Genomic DNA, 16,885 nt, shown 5'->3' on the forward strand with positions numbered 1-16,885 from the left:
TCGGGTTTTTCTTTATGACGAGAACGTGACAAGGGCGTCTGTTAATCTTCATCTCTCTCATGTCCCGCACTTTCCTCTCCATGCACGATCCAGCAACAAGCGTCGACACGACGCGCTTCGTCGAATTGAAGGGCGGCGCATATCCGGTGCGCATCGAGTATCAATGGTTGAATCGGGACCGCGCAGATGCGCCCATCGCGTTGTTCCTGCATGAAGGGCTGGGTTCGATCGCGCTATGGAAAGGCTGGCCGCAAATGTTATGCGATCGGCTGAATTGCCGGGGCCTCGTCTATTCGCGGCCCGGTTATGGACGTTCGACACCGCGTCGCTCCGAAGACAAATGGCCAGTCGAGTTTCTTCATGTGCAGGCGCATGACGTGCTGCCCGCCTTGCTCGATGCATTGAAGATCAACGCGGCAGAACGCGCACGCATGTGGCTCATCGGGCATAGCGATGGCGGCACGATCGCGCTGCTTTACGCAAGCGCCTTTCCTGACTCGCTTGCAGGTCTCGCCATCATGGCGCCGCATGTGTTCGTGGAGCCGATGACGGTCGAAGGCATCGAAAAAGCCCGCAACACGTATGAAACGACCTCGTTCAGAGAGAAGCTCCAGACCTATCACGACGACGTGGATTCAGCCTTTTACGGATGGAACGACGCGTGGTTGAATCCCGCATTCCTGCATTGGGATATCACGAAAGAGATAACGTCGATCAGGCGGCCATTGCTCGCCATTCAAGGTTATGACGACGAGTACGCATCGATGCTGCAACTCGACAGCATCAAGGCGGCAGTCGATCACACGCAACTCGTCAAGCTCGAACAATGCCGACATTCACCGCATCGCGATGCCGCCGATGCGGTGAACGATGCGATCAGCGCTTTCATGCAGGCGCATCGCGCTTGAATCAGCGTTTGATCGTCAGATAGGCGCGGCTGATGGCGGGCCGCGTATGCACCCATAAGCGCGACGCCAGCCACGAGGCCGGACGATCGCGCACTTCCAGTCGCTTGATGGTGCGCTCGCCATCCACCGATCCGTTGCGATCCAGCGGATTCACGCCGACGTTCGTTCCCGGATGGCACGTATAGAAGTGCCTGAAGCCCGCGTTTAACGCGACTTCGCGGTAGTCGTCGTCGTAATAGCCTTGCGGCCAGCACAGATGATCGGACACATCGCCCAGACGCGTGCGCAATGCCGTGCGCGCCGCGCTCAAGTCTTCGTGCAGGCGTTCGCGCTTTTCGCCCGGCGAAGCCGTGACCTGATCCCAGCGCACATGCGTATGCGTGTGGCTATGAAACTCGAATGTGCCGGCTTCGCGCATTGCTTCGATTTCGGACCAGCGCAGAATGACGTCATCGACACGGCCGCTCTCGATAGCGCGTTCGCCCGCGTGATGATCGAGCAAAGCCGGAAGCGCGGAGCGCGCGTTCGATGCATTCGGCCGCACGCCGCCTTCGCCAGGCCAACTGCTCACGAGAAAACACAACGCCGTCAATCCATGACGTTGCAGAACGGGATGCGCATGAACCCAGTTGTCGAGATAGCCATCGTCGAAAGTGACGACGATGGATTTCGCCGGCACATCTTCGCCGCTCAGAAAAGCCGCGAGCTCAGTCGCGCCGATCGTCCGATAACCCGCGCTCGCGAGATACGCCATTTGCGCGGCGAAATGTTCGGGCGCGACGGTGATCATGCCGGACGATGTGCTGACGTGGTGATACATCAGCACGGGAATGGCGCGTGCCTGATTGCGGCTCATCGGCGATGGCCTCGCTCGTGCAATGCGCGTCCATAGAAGAGCGCTGTTTCGTGCGCCATGTCGCCGACGGTGAAGCCGCGTTCGGTGATGCGCAGGCTTTCGCGCTGAAGACGCTGCCGCAACGCCGGATCGTCGATCATGCGCGCAATCGCGCCGCGCAATGCAACGGGGTCGTGCGGCGGCACGAGCAGGCCGTTCACATTGTCTTCGATGAGCTCGGGCACGCCATCGACATGTGTGCCGATCACAGGCAAGCCCGCGGCCATCGCCTCGATGAACGCCTGACCGAGTGCTTCCTGATGTGTGGGCAGCACGAAGAGATCGGAGCCGCGAAAGATGTTCGGCACGTCGGTGCGAAAGCCGAGCAAGTGAATGCGATGCGCGAGTCCAAGGCTCACGACGATGCTTTTTATGCGATCAAAACTTGGACCATCGCCCGCCATCACGACATGCAGATTCGCATGCGTATCGAGCATCGGGCGCACTGCTGCGATCAGATCTTCATGGCCTTTCTTGTCGCGCATGATTGCGACCATGCAGGCGATGAACGCGTCCTGTCCGAGACCGAGCTCCGCGCGCAAGGTCGAATGCGCGACGGGTTGCTGTTTGACGATGCCGTCATGGATCGTCTGTACGCGCTTCTCCGCGACGCCCGCGGAAATCAGGTAGCGGCGCACGTAATGACTTACCGCGATCACGCGGTGCGGAATCCACGAATAAGTCGCGAGCGACGATATTGGCAACGCGAGATGCCGCGTGCGCACGATGAGCGGCGTGCGCGCGAGCCGCGCGGCCGTCCCTGCGACGAGACTGTCGTGGCCGCTGTGGGTATTGAGCACATCGAACGCACGGTGGCTCAGCAGGGCCTTGATGCGCAGCATCGATTGCATGTCGCCGCCGCTGCGCATGCGCGCGTAATGCACGGCGAACCCGAGCTCGGCGCAACGCTCACCGAGGCGCGCGTCGCGCGGGCAAACCAGCTCGACGGTATGGCCGTTTTCACGCAGCGCCACCATCTCCTTCAACGTGCGGATCTCTTGGCCGCCCCACCCCGTTGATGACTCGCTATGTAAGATCTTCAAGTGCGTGGTCTCCACAACCCCGGCGGCGATTGCCGGTAATATCTTGTAATAATTCAATTACCTTTCTGGCCTTGGGTACTTCGTAAAGAAATAGCAAGGGAGATGGTTATGCCTCGAACGAGGCTTACCGATAAAGACGCGCTGCTTGCAGGCGCAATGAAAGCTGATAGCCGGCCGTGCTCTGTATGGCAAATCGAAGTTTCATCGCAAGGTCGATTGGCGTGTTTGACAGAGCAAGCGGATGACCTGATCCGGCTAACGGCTCACGTGTGCGTTTGGTTGACGCGTAGCTGGCATTTTTGTCAGTTTGGCGATAAGCCATCGGCTGCACGCCCAGCCAAGAGCGCGATGGCCGATAAACTTCGACACGACCAACGACAAGTCACCAGCACGCAACATGCCGGGACGCAACGCCATGACCATTGAATTGACCAAAGAAGTTCGCGCCGATGCGATCGCCTCCCTTCAAAAGTACTTCGAGAAGAACATGGAGGAACCGATCGGCAATATCGCCGCTGGCGCGCTGCTGGGTTTTTTTCTCGAGGAGATCGGTCCAGTCATCTACAACCAGGCCGTCGCCGATGTGCAGGAGAGGCTTCGACAGCGAGTCGAGGAACTGGAATACGAAGTGCACGAAGAAGAATTTCAGTACTGGAGAAAGTACGAAGCGAAACCACGGAAATAGCCGTGACTTACCTGGTCGCCGTTCCGCTGGAACGGCGACTCGTCCGTCATGTCATCGCCTTCTGCGAGATGTCTGGTTCAATTGGAGAGCAGCCCGGCGGTGCGTGACAACATCCAGAGCATGCTGCAACAGACGCCGGATCAGGACTGAGCGTTCTTCCACGCACCGAACTGCGCGATCTCGCCGATCGGCAAGCGTTTGCGCGGCGCGTGCTCGCGCTCGGCCAACGCCTCGGGCAAGGCGTCCGTGTCGCCATGATGCGCTACGGAGATCACGGCGAGCGGCACATAGCGCTCCGCGATGCCGAAGGTCTCACGCAAGGCCTTCGTGTCGAAGCCGCTCATCGAATGCGCGGCGAGATTGCGGGCGTGCGCCTCCAGCAACAGCGCCAGCCCGGCCGCACCGGCATCGTAGCTCGCGGTCGGATTCGCCTCGCCCTTTGCGTTGAGCGTATCGGCGATCACCACGATCAGCACCTGCGCGTGCCTGTTCCATGACTGGTTGAACGGCACCAGCGTCGCGAAAGCGCGCTGGTACGCCGCCGCGTCCTCGCCCTTCTCGAAGACGAGAAAGCGCCACGGCTGCACGTTGTAGGCCGATGGCGCCCAGCGCGCGGCCTCCAGCAACGCGAGCACGTCCGCGTGGGCGACAGGCTGTTCCGCATATGCGCGCGGGCTCCATCGTCCGGCGATCAGCGGATGGATATCGATATCGGTCGGTGCGGGTCGATGTGTCATGAGTTCCTGGCAAGAGGTTTGCGAAATGAAAGAGCATAAGCGCGTAGCCGGCACATCGATATGATTTTCCGCGCTTAGGAAATCGGCGATCCCGCAAAGGACGCGCGACGTCGCGCTCGTGCAGCGCTGACGCACTCAACCCGCCGATTCGACATCCCGCTCGCGATACACACGCGGCTCGTAGAGCGGCGTATCGAAATCCGTCGGCACCTCGGCGCTCATGCGCGCCTCGTGCGCATCGAGATCATCGAGAAAGAGATCCTGACTGATGCGCCGCACGACAGCCGGAATATCCCGCTTCATGCACGGCACGTCGCCGACCGGCACGCCACGGCTCACGAAGCCCGCCGGATTGAACACGTGGATGTTCCTGAGGAACGGCGCCGTGCCCGGCCGCTTCTCCACATATTCGAGCGCGTCGCCGAGATAAGGATGCGCGCCCAGCGCATCGTCGCGTTCGTCGGGCGCGGGCTGATATCGGTCGCGCCACAGCAAAACTTGATCCGCGATGCGCGCAAGCTCGGGCCGCGCGTGCAGATCGACCGCGTAACCCGTGCCCGCGATCACGAAATCGAACGCGAAGTCGCCATCGGCGGCGCGGGCGTGGACGCGGCCATTCGCGACGCCCGCTTCATGCCACGGCGCGCCCAGATGCAGATGAAAGTTGTCGAAGCGCGCTACGCGCTCGACCGCGTCGGCGGGCGCGGTCGAGCCGGCGCGCCTGAAGCGCAACGCCTGGCGCCAGCGCACCGCGTCGGGCAGCGCGGGAAAGTTGTCGTAGGCGCCCGGATAGGCCCGCGCACGGCTCACCGGCACCGCCGGTAGATCGGCGCGGCGCACGAACAGGTGCACGTCGCGCGCGCCGGCTTCGAGCGCAACCGCCGCCGCATCGAAAGCCGAAGCCGCGCCGCCGATCACCGCGACGGACTTGCCCGCGAGCGCGGCGAAATCGATCGCATCGGACGTATGCGCGAGATGGCTCGACGGCAACGCCGTGAGCGGCGGCACGATATTGGGGCTGCCGTTACCCGCGACGCCATTGCCGAGAATGATCTTGCGCGCGGTCTCCACGCGTGTCTCGACGCCCCGCTCCGTGCGAATCGTCAGATGCACGCGGAAATGCGAACCCGCAGGCTCGATGAGCGTGAGCGTCGTGCCATAGCGAATCGTGATGCCGAGAAACTGCCGATACCACGCGATGTATTCGGCCCATTGCGTGCGCCCGATGCGCTCGATGTCCGCATAGGCCGCCGCGCCATAACGCGCCTCGTGCCATGCCTGAAAGCTCAGCCCGGGCAAGCCCGCCTCTGGTCCCGCAAGCGTCTTCGGCGTGCGCAGGCGTTTCATCCGCGCGTAGGTCGTCCACGCGCCCGCGCGCGTCTCGTCGGGCGCGGCGTCGATCACGCTGACGCGGCCGATGCCCGCGCGCCGCAGCGCGTACGCGAAAGCCGCGCCCGTCTGCCCGCCGCCGACGATCAGCACGTTGTGATCGATGCCGTCCCGCCCGATGACCCAGTCCTCGGGATCGGGTCCGATGAGACGCAGGGTGTCGCGCGCATGCTGGTCTTGCAGAGGGGACGATTGACTCATGAACGGTGCATTCGGTGAAGTGTGTCGGGTGATCGAGTATCGACGGTCCGCGCCTCGTCGCAAACGAATGTTTCGTGCTTTTCAATTCAGCTCGAACCACCACGATACTTGGCATTCCGACTCATTTCGCTTAATGACCACCGCTCGAATCGACCTGAACGCTGCCTTGATATCGATATCACTTTTGCTCGTTTCGAATTCCGGGGCGTGCGCGTCATCATGCTCGCTTCATCCGCAGGCTTTTCCAACTAGACGAGGGCGTTCCCTCGCCCGGCACTCAGACCAACCTATGCGTACGTTCTCGTCAGTCCTTCGCGGACTGGTCTTCGCCGCCGCTCTGTCCGGCGCTTTCACCGAACCCGCACGCGCCGCAAGCGCCGCGCCCGCCGTCGATCGCGACACGGTCGTGATCGGCGTCGAAAAGGAGTTCTACAACCTCGACGGCCTGGTCGCCGTGAGCGGCGACTCGCTGCGCTACGGCTGGCAGATCTACGACACGCTCTACGGCTTCGACCAGAAGGGCAATCTCGTGCCGCGCCTCGCGACGAGCGTGACGGTGTCCGCCGACTCACGCGTGTTCACCTACAAGCTGCGTCCCAACGTCAAGTTCCATAACGGTGCAACGCTGAACTCGCGCGATGTGAAGGCATCGCTGGAACACGTGCTGGACCCGCGCAGCAAGAGCACGCGCCGGCCGTTCTTCGCGCCGGTCGTCGAGTCGATCGAGACGCCCGACGACCTCACCGTCGTCTTCAAGCTGAAACAGCCCGATGGCGCATTCGCCAACAAGGTCGCGGGCTATCTCTACATCATTCCAGCCGACTATCTCGCGAGCCTGCCGAATCCCGATGCGTTCGCGCAAAAACCGGTTTCGCTCGGGCCGTACAAGTTCAAGTCGCTCGCGCCCGGCGGCAGCGAGCTGGTGCTCGAACGCTTCGACGACTACTGGGGCGAGAAGCCGCGCGTGAAGACGCTGATCTTCCGCGCGATCACCGAGCCGGCGAGCCGCGTCAATGCGGTGCTGCGCGGCGAAGTCGATCTCTCCGTAGCGCTGCCCTTCTCCGATTACGCGCGGCTCAAGAAGGAAAGCGGCCTCGACGTGATCGAAAGCCGCGTCGCGTCGCCGGTCTACGTGCGCGTCTACACCACCGACAAGAACTCGCCCTTCTCCAACGTCCAGGTGCGTCAGGCGCTCAGCTACGCGCTCGACACCAGCGCCATCATCAAGAGCGTGCTGTACGGTGTGGGCGAGCCGCTCGGCACGATGATCTCGAACTACTATCCATACGGTTCGGACCGCTCGATCAAGCCGTATCCCTACGATCCCGCGAAGGCGCGCGCGCTGCTTGCGCAGGCGGGCTATCCGAAGGGTTTCGAGACCACGCTCAACATTCAGGGCGACATGCCGCAAGGCGTCGCCGAGGCGATCGCGGCGTACTGGGGACAAGTGGGCGTGAAGGTCAAGCTCAATCGCCTGACCTATGCGACCTTCCAGCGCCTGAACAACACGCACACATCCGGGCCGCTCGCGCTCAGCCAGTTCACCAATGCGCTGTATGACCCGGTGCATCCGGTCGGCGGCGCGTTCGCATCGGAAGGAAGCTGGTCGGACTACTCGAATCCGAAGGTCGATGCGTTGCTCGCCGACGTCTCCCGCGTCAGCGATACGAAGCAGCGCGGCGAAGTGTTCCAGAAGATCGGCCGCGAGCTGCATGACGATGCCGCCGCGTTCTTCATCTCCGAATTCACCTACGTGTACGCGAAGAAGAAGACGCTGCAATGGCAGCCGCAGCAAGGCGGCGGCTTCCTCAACTTCCGCACGATCCAGTGGGCGCCGCAGACGGTCGCCGGAAACTGAGCGATGCCCGCCTATCTCCTGCGCCGGTTCGGTTCGGCTCTGCTCACGGTGTGGCTGATGTCGGTGCTGATCTTCGTGCTGGTGCGCATGGTGGGCGATCCCGCCTATCTGCTGATGCCGCCCGAGGCGACCGAAGCGGACCGTCAGCTTTTTCGCGAGCAACTCGGTCTCGCCGATCCGGTCCCGCTGCAGTACGCCCGCTTTCTGGCGGGCGTACTGCGCGGCGACATGGGCAACTCGTTCCACTTCGGCGCGCCCGCGCTTTCGATGGCGCTGAGCCGGCTCGCATCGAGCCTGTTGCTGGTCGGCATTTCGCTGACGCTCGCGCTGGCTGTCGGTTTGTCGCTGGGCGTCGCGTCGGCGGTGCGGAACGGAAGCTGGATCGACCGCGTCGCGTCGCTTTTCTCGGTGCTCGGGCAGGCCGCGCCACCGTTCTTCGTCGCGTTGCTGCTGATCCGTCTCTTCTCGGTGCAATGGGGCTGGCTGCCGACCGGCGGCCACGGCACATGGCGTCATCTGATCCTGCCGGTATGCGCGCTCGCGTGGTATTCCGCCGCGGGCATCGCCCGGCTCACGCGCGCCAACATGCTCACCGTGCTCGAAGCCGATTACATCCGCATGGCGCGCATCAAGGGCTTACCCGCGCATGTGGTGATCGGCACACATGCGCTGCGCAACGCGGCGCTCCCGATCGTCGCGTTCACGGCGTCGCAGTTCGGCGTGCTGATCGGCGGTGCGGTGGCGATCGAAACGGTGTTCTCGTGGCCCGGCTTCGGCAGCCTGATGGTCGAAGCCATCAGCACACTCGATTTCACCGTGGTGCAGGCCGCCGTGATCGTGTCGGTGCTGCTGTTCGTCTCGATCAATCTCACGGTCGACGTGCTCTATGCACTCGTCGATCCACGCATCCGGTACCAGCGATGAGCACGCGATCTCTCCTGTTCGTCGGCCTGCTCGTCGCCATTGTCGCGGCGTCTGCGTTCGCGCCGCTGCTCTCGAACGTCGATCCGAACGCGATCGATCTGTCAGCCACGTTCCAGTCGCCGACCTGGCATCACTGGTTCGGCACCGACCAGATGGGCCGCGACGTCTTCACGCGCACGCTCTACGGCGGGCGCATCTCGCTCGCGATCGCGTTCTGCGCGGTGTTGCTCGCGGGGTTCTTCGGCGCGATCGCGGGCCTGTTGTCCGCATACCTCGGCGAACGTTTCGATGCCACGCTCATGCGCATCGTCGATGCGCAATACGCGTTGCCGCCCGTATTTCTTGCGATGCTGATCGTCGGCATCTGCGGACCGAGCATGACGAACATCGTCATCGTGGTGACGCTCGCGAACTGGGGACGTTTCGCGCGCATCATCCGCGCCGAAGCGCTGAGCCTGCGCGAGCGCGACTTCATCCTGATCGCGAAGCTCGCCGGCGCGACGCCGCTGCATGTCGTGATGCGCCATCTGCTGCCCAACGTGCGCAACACCTTCGCGGTGCTGCTGACGCTCGACATCGGTCTCGTGATCTTCATGGAAGCGGCGCTGAGCTTCGTGGGCCTCGGCGTGCAGCCGCCCGATCCTTCCTGGGGCGGCATGATCGCGGAAGGCCGCAATTATCTCGATACCGCATGGTGGCTCTCGGCATTGCCGGGACTCGTGCTGATCGCGACGGTGCTGTCGAGCAATCGCATCGGCGAATCGCTGCAACGTGGCGACGGAGTGCTGAGATGAACGTATTGACCGTTCATGACCTCGTCGTCGAGACGGAACACGCGCGGCTCGTCGATGGCGTCAGCTTCGCCGTGCGCGCCGGGCGCACGCTCGGCCTCGTCGGCGAATCCGGCTCGGGCAAGAGCGTGACGTGTCTGTCGGTGCTGGGCCTGCCGCCGCGCGGCGTGCGGGTGAGCGGCGGGCGCATCCTGCTCGATGGCGCCGACCTGCGCGCGAAGACGCCCGCCGCGATGAACGCGCTGCGTGGACGCGAAATCGGCATGATCCTTCAGGACCCGATGACCTCGCTGAACCCGCTGCTCACGATCGGCCGGCAGATCACGGAGATGTTCCGCTATCGCGACGGCGTCACGAGCCGCAAGGAACGCGAGGCGCGCGCGATCGAGCTGCTGCGGCGCGTGCGCATTTCCGCGCCGGAAAGCCGCCTGAACAGCTATCCGCATCAGTTCAGCGGCGGCATGCGTCAGCGCGTGGCGATCGCGATGAACCTCGCATGCAATCCGCGCCTCCTGATCGCCGACGAACCGACGACCGCGCTCGATATCACCGTGCGCCTGCAGATCCTCGATCTGCTGCGCGAAGTGCAGGCCGAACGCGGCACGGCGATCGTGCTCGTCACGCACGATCTGCATCTGGTGCGCCGCTATTGCGACGATGTCGCCGTGATGTACGCGGGCCGCATCATCGAGCAAGGGCCGGTCGGCGACGTGTTCGCGCGGCCGCGTCATCCGTATACGAAAGGCCTGCTCGGCGCGGTGCCGCGTCTGCGCGAGCGGCAACATCGGCTTACCGTCATTCCGGGTCAGCCGCCTTTGGCCGGCAGCATCGCGCAAGGATGCCGCTTCGCGCCGCGCTGCCCGCGCGCGCAAGCCGATTGCCTGAGCGCGTATCCGGCGATGCGCGCAATCGATACGCATCGCGGCGTCGCGTGCTGGCATCCGGAACCGGACCCGCAGACCGCCGACGCTCTTCTCGCGACGGCCACATCATGAACGCTCTCGACGTATCGAACATCGGGCGCGCCTTTCCCGTGCGCGGCGGTCTGTTCGCCAGTTCAAAAATGCTGCGCGCGGTGGAAGACGCTTCTTTCGTATTGCCGCGCGGCGGCACGTTCGGGCTGGTGGGCGAATCGGGATCGGGCAAGTCGACGCTCGCGAAAATCATCCTCGGCGCGGACGAGCCGACACGCGGCGAAGTGCGCTTCGGCGAGCGCGTGTTCGGCAAGACCACGCGCGACGCCGACCGGCGCTGGCGGCAACGCGCCGTTCAGGCGGTGCTGCAGGACCCGTTCGGTTCGCTCGATCCGCAGATGAACATCGGCGATATCGTGCTCGAACCGTTGCGCATCCAGAAAAGCGGCTTCGCGCGGGATGCCTTGCACAAGCGTCTCGATGAACTGCTCGCGCAAGTCGGCCTGCCCGCGGAGTTCAAGCGCCGTCGTCCGGGCGAGCTGAGCGGCGGCCAGCGCCAGCGCGTGGCGATTGCGCGCGCGCTCGTGCTGGAGCCGGAGATTCTCGTGCTCGATGAACCGGTGTCCGCGCTCGACGTATCCATTCAGGCGCAGGTGCTCAACCTGCTGAAGGATCTTCAGGACACGCTCGGCCTGAGCTATCTGCTGATCTCACACGATCTCGCGGTGGTCGCCTTCATGAGCAGCCATATCGGCGTGCTCTATCTCGGCCGCTTCATGGAGCAAGGCACGCGTGACGATATCGTCGAGCGCGCGGCGCATCCGTACACGCATGCGCTGATCGCCGCGTCCGAACCCGATGCGCCCGATGTGCACGCGATAAGCGGCGAGATTCCGTCGCCGCTCGCGCCGCCCGCCGGATGCGTGTTTCACACGCGCTGCCCCGCCGCGCGCGACGTCTGCCGCGTCGATACGCCGCCCGAGCAACGCTTGTCGGCAACGCATCGCGTGACATGTCATTTCCCGATCACATCGAAGGCTTGAGCCATGTCAAAAGAGATTCGCATCAACGCGTTCCTGGCCTTCGCGCCGACGCATCTGTCGCCCGGACTATGGGCGCATCCGCGCGACCGCGCGCTCGACTACAACTCGCTGTCGCTATGGACCGATCTCGCGCGCACCGCCGAGCGCGGCGGCTACGACGCGCTTTTTTTCGCCGATGGCATCAGCCAGTACGACGTCTATGGCGGCTCGAACGCTGCCGGCGTGCGCTGGGGTTTGCAGTTTCCGCGTCTCGATCCGCTCTTGCTCGTCTCCGCGATGGCGCAGGTCACGGAACATCTCGGCTTCGCGGTGACGAGCAGCGTGAGCTACGAAGCGCCGTTCCTGTTCGCGCGCCGCATGTCGACGCTCGATCACCTGACGCGCGGGCGCATCGGCTGGAACATCGTGACGAGCTTCGGGCAAAGCGGCTCGCGTGCGATCGGCCAGCCCGACGCGCGTCCGCACGACGAGCGCTACGACCTTGCCGACGAGTACATGGAGATCGTCTACCGGCTGTGGGAAGAAAGCTGGCAGGACGGCGCGGCGGTGCGCGACCGTGACACGCGCGTATTCGCGGACCCGGCGCGCGTGCATGAAATCCGCCACGAAGGCCGCTTCTTCTCGATGCAGGGCACGCACTACTCGGAGCCTTCGCCGCAGCGCACGCCGCTGCTCTATCAGGCGGGCACGTCCAGGCGCGGTAAAGACTTCGCCGCGCGTCACGCCGAATGCGTGTTTCTCAGTTCGCCGACCGCGCAACTGGTGGCGCGCGATGTCGCCGATGTGCGCGCACGCGCCGCCGCGCTCGGCCGCGATCCGGCCTCGGTGCTGTTCTTCGCGCTCGCGACCGTGATCGTCGCGCCGACGTCGGAAGAAGCGCAGGCGAAATGGCAGGACATCCAGCGCCACGTGAGTCTCGAAGGCGCGCTTGCGTTGTTCTCGCGCTGGAGCGGCATCGATCTGTCGAAGTACAGCCCCGACGATCCGCTGCGCTACGTGAAGAGCGAAGGCATGCAGTCGGCGATCGAAGCCTTCACCGTCGCCGATCCCGAGCGCGTGTGGACCATCGGCGAGCTGGCGATCTTCAACGCGATCGGCGGCAAGGGGCCGGTGTTCATCGGCTCGCCGACGGAAGTGGCCGATGCGCTCGAAAGCTGGAAGGCGCAGACCGGCATCGACGGCTTCAATCTCAGCCACGCGCTGTTGCCGGGCACGCACGAGGATTTCGTCGATCTCGTGGTGCCGGAGCTGCGGCGGCGCGGCGTCTACAAGCAGGACTATCGCGCGGGCACGCTGCGCGAAAAACTCTATGGCGAAGGGCACGCGCATCTGTCCGCGCCGCATCCCGCCGCCAGCCATCGCGCCGCTACTATCGAGGAACCCGATCATGCTTGATACCGCTTACGAAACCATCACCGTGCAGCCGTTGACGCGCCATATCGGCGCGCTGATCGGCGGCATCGATCTGATGCGGCCGCTCGCGCCCGAACAGGTGAACGACGTGCGTCGCGCGCTGCTCGCGCATCAGGTCATCTTCTTTCGCGATCAGCCGATCACGCTCGATCAGCATCTCGCGCTCGGCCGACACTTCGGCACGCTGCATGTGCATCCGAACAGTCCCGGCCCGGATGGCTACCCGGAAATCCTGCAAATCCATAGCGATTCGACCACGAAGCGCGTCGCGGGCGACCGCTGGCATTCCGATGTCTCGTGCGACGAAGAACCGCCGATGGGCAGCATCCTGCATCTGCACACGTTGCCGGCGCACGGCGGCGACACGCTCTTTTCCAGCTCGTACGCGGTGTATGAATCGCTGTCGCCGGGTTTGCGGAGCTATCTCGAAGGACTGAGCGCCACGCACGACGGTGAGCCGACGTATCGGCAACGCAATCGCCTGCGCGGCATCGACGATAGCGGCAAGACGTTTCCGAAAGCATCGCATCCGGTCGTGCGCACGCATCCGGAAACGGGCCGCAAGGGTGTCTTCGTGAATTCGAATTTCACGACGCATATCGACGGCGTGCCCGCAGCCGAAAGCGAAGGCATTTTGCGTCTGCTGTTCGAACGTTTCGCGTCGCCCGACTTTCAGGTGCGCTTTCGTTGGGAGCCGCATTCGATCGCCTTCTGGGACAACCGCGCCGTGCAGCATCTGGCCGTGTGGGACTACTACCCGGACGTGCGCTCGGGCTTTCGCGTGACCATCAACGGGGACAAGCCCTTTCTATGAGCAAGCCGAAGCAGATTCGCGTCAACGCGTTCGCGCTGCACAGTCCGGTGCATCATTCGCCGGGCATGTGGCGGCATCCGCGCGACCGCTCGCTGGAATACAACACGCTCGACTACTGGGTCGATCTGGCGCGCACGCTGGAGCGCGGGCTGATCGATTCGCTCTTCATGGCCGACAGCATCGGCGTCAACGATGTGTACGGCGGCAGCATCGACACCGCATTGCGTCACGGCGCGCAGGTGCCCAAGCAGGACCCGGTGATGGCGCTCTCCGCGATGGCATACGCCACGCGCAACCTCGGCCTGTGCGTGACGAGCAACGCCAATCACGAGCCGCCCTACGTGTTCGCGCGCCGCATGTCGACGCTCGATCATCTGACGCGCGGGCGCATCGGCTGGAACATCGTGACGGGCTTCGCGCAGAGCAGCGTGAAAGTGCTCGGCAAGAACGGCGTGGCCTCGCGCGACGAACGCTACGACATCGCCGACGAGTACATGGACGTCGTCTACAAGCTGTGGGAAAGCAGTTGGGAAGACGGCGCGAGCGTGCGCGATACGGCCACGGGTATCTTCGCCGATCCGTCGAAGGTGCATCGCGTCGAGCATGAAGGCCGGTACTTCAAGGTGCACGGCATCCACATGACGGAGCCTTCGCCGCAGCGCACGCCGGTGCTGTTCCAGGCGGGATCGTCGGCGCGCGGGCAACGCTTCGCGGGGCGTCACGCCGAAGGCATCTATCTGAGCGGGCCGAGCAAGAAGGTGCTCACGCCCGTCGTCGCGGACACGCGCGCCGAAGCGGTGAAAGCAGGCCGCGATGCGCGCGATATCCAGTTCTTCACGATGGCGACCGTCATCACCGGCCGCACGTCGAAGGAAGCGCGCGACAAATACGAGGACTATCGCCGCTACGTGACGCCCGAAGCCGCGCTCGCGATGTTCTCCGGCTGGACCGGCATCGACTTCTCGACCTACGACCCCGACGAGCCGATCCGCTACATGCAGCTCGACGCCGGCACGTCCTCCGCGCTCGAAGGCTTCACGAAGCTCGATCCGGAACGCGTGTGGACGGTGCGCGAACTGGCGCTGCACAACGCGATCGGCGGGCGCGGACCGGTGTTCATCGGCGCGCCCGATGAAGTCGCGAACGCGCTCGAAGACTGGGTCGATGAAACGGATATCGACGGCTTCAACCTGAGTTACGCAGTCACGCCCGAAGCATACGAGGATTTCGCGGATTTCATCGTGCCGGAGTTGCAGGCGCGCGGCCGCTACAAGACCGCCTACGCGCCGGGCACCTTGCGCGAAAAGCTCGGCGGCGCGAATGGCCGTCTGAACGAGCGTCATCCCGGCGCGACATTTCGCCGATAACTTTTCTCTCGCAAATAAAAAATCATGAGCACGACCCCGTATCACCAAGCCCTGGCCGCCCTTCCTGCGCTGGCCGAAGAAATCGGCGTCGACGCCGCCCAGCGCGAAATCCGTCGCGAATTGCCGTTCGCGGCCTTCGATGCGTTCCGCCGCTCCGGTCTCGGCGCGTTGCGCATTCCCGTCGAGCGCGGCGGTCTCGGCGGCACGCTCGAAGACGCGATCCATGTCGTCACCACGCTGGCCGCCGCCGAATCGAACGTGGCGCATGCGCTGCGCGTGCATTTCGACGTGGTCGAATCATTGCGGCTCGCGCCGAGTACGCCCTTTCACGACCGGCAAGTGAGCCGCATCGTCGAAGGGGCGCTGTTCGGCGGCGCATCGGGCGAACAGGGCACGGCGCGCGCGGGCGAGATCGAAACCGTGCTGCGGCGCGAAGGCGACCATTTTCGCGTGACGGGCAAGAAGTACTACACCACGGGCACCGCGTATGCCGACTTCGTTCGCACCAATCTCGTCGACGAAGAAGGCAAAGGCGTCACGGCGATCATTCCGGTGCGCGCCCAAGGCGTCCAGGTGCTCGACGACTGGGACGGCATGGGCCAGCGCATGACCGCGAGCGGCAGCACGGTATTCGACAACGTCCGCGTCGACGCGCACGAAGTGACAGAGAAGGGTTACGGCTCGCTCGTCGGACGGCATGGCGGCGCGTATCGGCAACTGCATCTGGTGGCGGTGGCGGCGGGCATCGTGCGCAGCATCGTCGCCGATGCGCGCGGCTACGTGACCGCGCACGGCCGCCCGGTGATGCACTCTACCGCGCCGAGTGCGCGCGAGGACGTGTTCATCCAGCAGGTCGTCGGCGAACTGTCGGCGCTGAGCCATACCATCGACGTGCTGGTGCGCGAGAACGCACGCGCGCTCGGCGTGTCATCGGATGCGATTCTGCGCGGCGACCCCGATGCGGACGAACTCGTGCTGCAAGGCGCGCTCGCGACCGCGCGCACGCAGGTCGTCGTCGGCAGGCTCGCGTTGCAGGCGGGCGAGCGGCTGTTCGATGCGGGCGGCGCGTCGGCGACCTCGCGCAAGCATAACTTCGACCGCCACTGGCGCAATCTGCGCACGATCTTCAGCCACAACCCGCTGCATCACAAGGCGAAGGTCGTCGGCGATTACATGCTCAATGGCGTGAAGACGCATCTGGTCGAAGGGCGCACGTTCTGAGCGCTAGCCTTCGAAGAAGCGGTTGGCGGGCCTCGGCAGGCCGAGATGCTCGCGCAGCGTCGCGCCCTCATAGGCTCGCCGGAAGATGCCGCGCCGCTGCAACTCGGGCACGACCTTCGTGGCGAAATCGTCGAGTCCTTCGGGCAGGAACGGGAACATCACGTTGAAGCCGTCGCTGCCTTCCTCGACGAGCCATTGCTCCATCTGGTCCGCGATCTCCGTCGCGGTTCCGACCATCTGCAAACCGGAATAGCCGCCGACGCGCTGCGCCAGTTCCCGAACGGTGAGCCCTTCGGCGCGCGCCATGTCGATCACGCGGTCGCGCGCGCTTTTGCTCGCGTTCGTTTCGGGAATCTCTGGCAAGGGGCCGTCGGGATCGAACAATGAAACATCGTGGCCAAGCGCGATCGACAGCGATGCGAAACCGCTGTCGTCGTGCACGAAGGTGTCGAGCAGCGCGCGCTTCTCCTGCGCTTCGTCGTGCGAATCGCCCACCACGACGAACGCGCCCGGCAAGATCTTCAAATGCTCGCGCGCGCGGCCGAGGCGTTCCATGCGGCCTTTGACATCGGCATAGAAACGCTTGCCCGCCGCGAGATTAGGCTGCGCGGTGAAGACGGCGTCGGCGGTTTCGGCGGCGAGTTGCTTGCCCGCTTCCGACGACCCCGCCTGCACCACCACC

General features: G+C 64.2%; 16 protein-coding genes. 11 read left to right on the plus strand and 5 right to left on the minus strand.

The window, feature by feature from the left end:
- Positions 1–80 precede the first annotated feature (80 nt).
- Positions 81–908 (plus strand): alpha/beta fold hydrolase, encoded by an 828-nt coding sequence (locus AWB80_RS07035; protein ID WP_061173902.1) that lies wholly within the window; start codon positions 81–83, stop codon positions 906–908.
- 1 nt (position 909) lies between these two features.
- On the opposite strand, the gene AWB80_RS07040 is transcribed toward AWB80_RS07035, so the two are convergent.
- Both AWB80_RS07040 and AWB80_RS07045 read right to left on the minus strand, forming a co-directional pair.
- Positions 910–1,764 carry a polysaccharide deacetylase family protein gene (locus AWB80_RS07040; RefSeq protein WP_061173903.1) on the minus strand — a complete coding sequence of 285 codons (855 nt, stop codon included), beginning with the start codon at positions 1,762–1,764 and terminating at the stop codon, positions 910–912.
- Complete coding sequence (locus AWB80_RS07045) at positions 1,761–2,846, minus strand: glycosyltransferase (protein WP_061173957.1); 1,086 nt, start codon at positions 2,844–2,846, stop codon at positions 1,761–1,763. The genes AWB80_RS07040 and AWB80_RS07045 overlap by 4 nt, the downstream gene beginning before the upstream one ends.
- A 415-nt stretch (positions 2,847–3,261) precedes the next feature.
- On the opposite strand from AWB80_RS07045, the gene AWB80_RS07050 reads away from it, so the two are divergent.
- Positions 3,262–3,531 (plus strand): DUF2164 domain-containing protein, encoded by a 270-nt coding sequence (locus tag AWB80_RS07050; RefSeq protein ID WP_061173958.1) that lies wholly within the window; start codon positions 3,262–3,264, stop codon positions 3,529–3,531.
- A 140-nt stretch (positions 3,532–3,671) separates the two neighbouring features.
- On the opposite strand, the gene AWB80_RS07055 is transcribed toward AWB80_RS07050, so the two are convergent.
- Positions 3,672–4,268 (minus strand): nitroreductase family protein, encoded by a 597-nt coding sequence (locus tag AWB80_RS07055; RefSeq protein WP_061173959.1) that lies wholly within the window; start codon positions 4,266–4,268, stop codon positions 3,672–3,674.
- A gap of 135 nt (positions 4,269–4,403) precedes the next feature.
- A complete protein-coding gene (locus AWB80_RS07060) occupies positions 4,404–5,858 on the minus strand; it encodes an NAD(P)-binding domain-containing protein (RefSeq protein WP_061173904.1) in 1,455 nt (484 codons plus the stop codon).
- A gap of 289 nt (positions 5,859–6,147) precedes the next feature.
- Between AWB80_RS07060 and AWB80_RS07065 the strand changes: the two genes are divergently transcribed.
- From AWB80_RS07065 to AWB80_RS07105, 9 genes are read left to right on the plus strand one after another with little or no spacing between them, the layout of a single operon-like run.
- The gene (locus AWB80_RS07065; RefSeq protein WP_061173905.1) at positions 6,148–7,716 is read left to right on the plus strand and encodes an ABC transporter substrate-binding protein; all 1,569 of its coding nucleotides are present in this window, start codon (positions 6,148–6,150) and stop codon (positions 7,714–7,716) included.
- A 3-nt stretch (positions 7,717–7,719) separates the two neighbouring features.
- The gene (locus AWB80_RS07070; RefSeq protein WP_061173906.1) at positions 7,720–8,640 is read left to right on the plus strand and encodes an ABC transporter permease; all 921 of its coding nucleotides are present in this window, start codon (positions 7,720–7,722) and stop codon (positions 8,638–8,640) included.
- Positions 8,637–9,434 (plus strand): ABC transporter permease, encoded by a 798-nt coding sequence (locus tag AWB80_RS07075; protein WP_061173907.1) that lies wholly within the window; start codon positions 8,637–8,639, stop codon positions 9,432–9,434. Before AWB80_RS07070 ends, AWB80_RS07075 begins: the two co-directional genes overlap by 4 nt.
- Positions 9,431–10,426: an ABC transporter ATP-binding protein gene (locus AWB80_RS07080; protein ID WP_061173908.1), complete on the plus strand. Its 996-nt coding sequence runs from the start codon at positions 9,431–9,433 to the stop codon at positions 10,424–10,426. Before AWB80_RS07075 ends, AWB80_RS07080 begins: the two co-directional genes overlap by 4 nt.
- Positions 10,423–11,388 carry an ABC transporter ATP-binding protein gene (locus AWB80_RS07085; RefSeq protein WP_061173909.1) on the plus strand — a complete coding sequence of 322 codons (966 nt, stop codon included), beginning with the start codon at positions 10,423–10,425 and terminating at the stop codon, positions 11,386–11,388. The genes AWB80_RS07080 and AWB80_RS07085 overlap by 4 nt, the downstream gene beginning before the upstream one ends.
- 3 nt (positions 11,389–11,391) lie before the next feature.
- Positions 11,392–12,783, plus strand: a complete 1,392-nt coding sequence (locus AWB80_RS07090) for an LLM class flavin-dependent oxidoreductase (RefSeq protein WP_061173910.1) — start codon at positions 11,392–11,394, stop codon at positions 12,781–12,783.
- The gene (locus AWB80_RS07095) at positions 12,776–13,615 is read left to right on the plus strand and encodes a TauD/TfdA dioxygenase family protein (protein ID WP_061173911.1); all 840 of its coding nucleotides are present in this window, start codon (positions 12,776–12,778) and stop codon (positions 13,613–13,615) included. Before AWB80_RS07090 ends, AWB80_RS07095 begins: the two co-directional genes overlap by 8 nt.
- On the plus strand, positions 13,612–14,982 hold the full coding sequence (locus tag AWB80_RS07100) for an LLM class flavin-dependent oxidoreductase (protein WP_061173912.1): 1,371 nt from the start codon (positions 13,612–13,614) through the stop codon (positions 14,980–14,982). The genes AWB80_RS07095 and AWB80_RS07100 overlap by 4 nt, the downstream gene beginning before the upstream one ends.
- A 24-nt stretch (positions 14,983–15,006) precedes the next feature.
- Complete coding sequence (locus AWB80_RS07105; protein ID WP_061173913.1) at positions 15,007–16,203, plus strand: acyl-CoA dehydrogenase family protein; 1,197 nt, start codon at positions 15,007–15,009, stop codon at positions 16,201–16,203.
- Positions 16,204–16,206: 3 nt separating this feature from the next.
- On the opposite strand, the gene AWB80_RS07110 is transcribed toward AWB80_RS07105, so the two are convergent.
- Positions 16,207–16,885, minus strand: a 679-nt coding sequence (locus tag AWB80_RS07110) for an LLM class flavin-dependent oxidoreductase (protein WP_143327983.1), incomplete at its 5' end; no start/stop codon positions are given.

This window comes from Caballeronia pedi, assembly GCF_001544915.2.
GTDB classification, from domain to species: domain Bacteria; phylum Pseudomonadota; class Gammaproteobacteria; order Burkholderiales; family Burkholderiaceae; genus Caballeronia; species Caballeronia pedi.

What these genes read in the sequence shown, in the direction of transcription:
- AWB80_RS07095 (WP_061173911.1), top strand. Translation starts at nt 12,776, where the DNA reads ATGCTTGATACCGCTTACGAAACCATCACCGTGCAGCCGTTGACGCGC.
- AWB80_RS07075 (WP_061173907.1), top strand. Translation starts at nt 8,637, where the DNA reads ATGAGCACGCGATCTCTCCTGTTCGTCGGCCTGCTCGTCGCCATTGTC.
- AWB80_RS07085 (WP_061173909.1), top strand. Translation starts at nt 10,423, where the DNA reads ATGAACGCTCTCGACGTATCGAACATCGGGCGCGCCTTTCCCGTGCGC.
- AWB80_RS07100 (WP_061173912.1), top strand. Translation starts at nt 13,612, where the DNA reads ATGAGCAAGCCGAAGCAGATTCGCGTCAACGCGTTCGCGCTGCACAGT.
- AWB80_RS07040 (WP_061173903.1), bottom strand. Translation starts at nt 1,764, where the DNA reads ATGAGCCGCAATCAGGCACGCGCCATTCCCGTGCTGATGTATCACCAC.
- AWB80_RS07060 (WP_061173904.1), bottom strand. Translation starts at nt 5,858, where the DNA reads ATGAGTCAATCGTCCCCTCTGCAAGACCAGCATGCGCGCGACACCCTG.
- AWB80_RS07070 (WP_061173906.1), top strand. Translation starts at nt 7,720, where the DNA reads ATGCCCGCCTATCTCCTGCGCCGGTTCGGTTCGGCTCTGCTCACGGTG.
- AWB80_RS07065 (WP_061173905.1), top strand. Translation starts at nt 6,148, where the DNA reads ATGCGTACGTTCTCGTCAGTCCTTCGCGGACTGGTCTTCGCCGCCGCT.
- AWB80_RS07080 (WP_061173908.1), top strand. Translation starts at nt 9,431, where the DNA reads ATGAACGTATTGACCGTTCATGACCTCGTCGTCGAGACGGAACACGCG.
- AWB80_RS07090 (WP_061173910.1), top strand. Translation starts at nt 11,392, where the DNA reads ATGTCAAAAGAGATTCGCATCAACGCGTTCCTGGCCTTCGCGCCGACG.
- AWB80_RS07055 (WP_061173959.1), bottom strand. Translation starts at nt 4,268, where the DNA reads ATGACACATCGACCCGCACCGACCGATATCGATATCCATCCGCTGATC.
- AWB80_RS07035 (WP_061173902.1), top strand. Translation starts at nt 81, where the DNA reads ATGCACGATCCAGCAACAAGCGTCGACACGACGCGCTTCGTCGAATTG.
- AWB80_RS07050 (WP_061173958.1), top strand. Translation starts at nt 3,262, where the DNA reads ATGACCATTGAATTGACCAAAGAAGTTCGCGCCGATGCGATCGCCTCC.
- AWB80_RS07105 (WP_061173913.1), top strand. Translation starts at nt 15,007, where the DNA reads ATGAGCACGACCCCGTATCACCAAGCCCTGGCCGCCCTTCCTGCGCTG.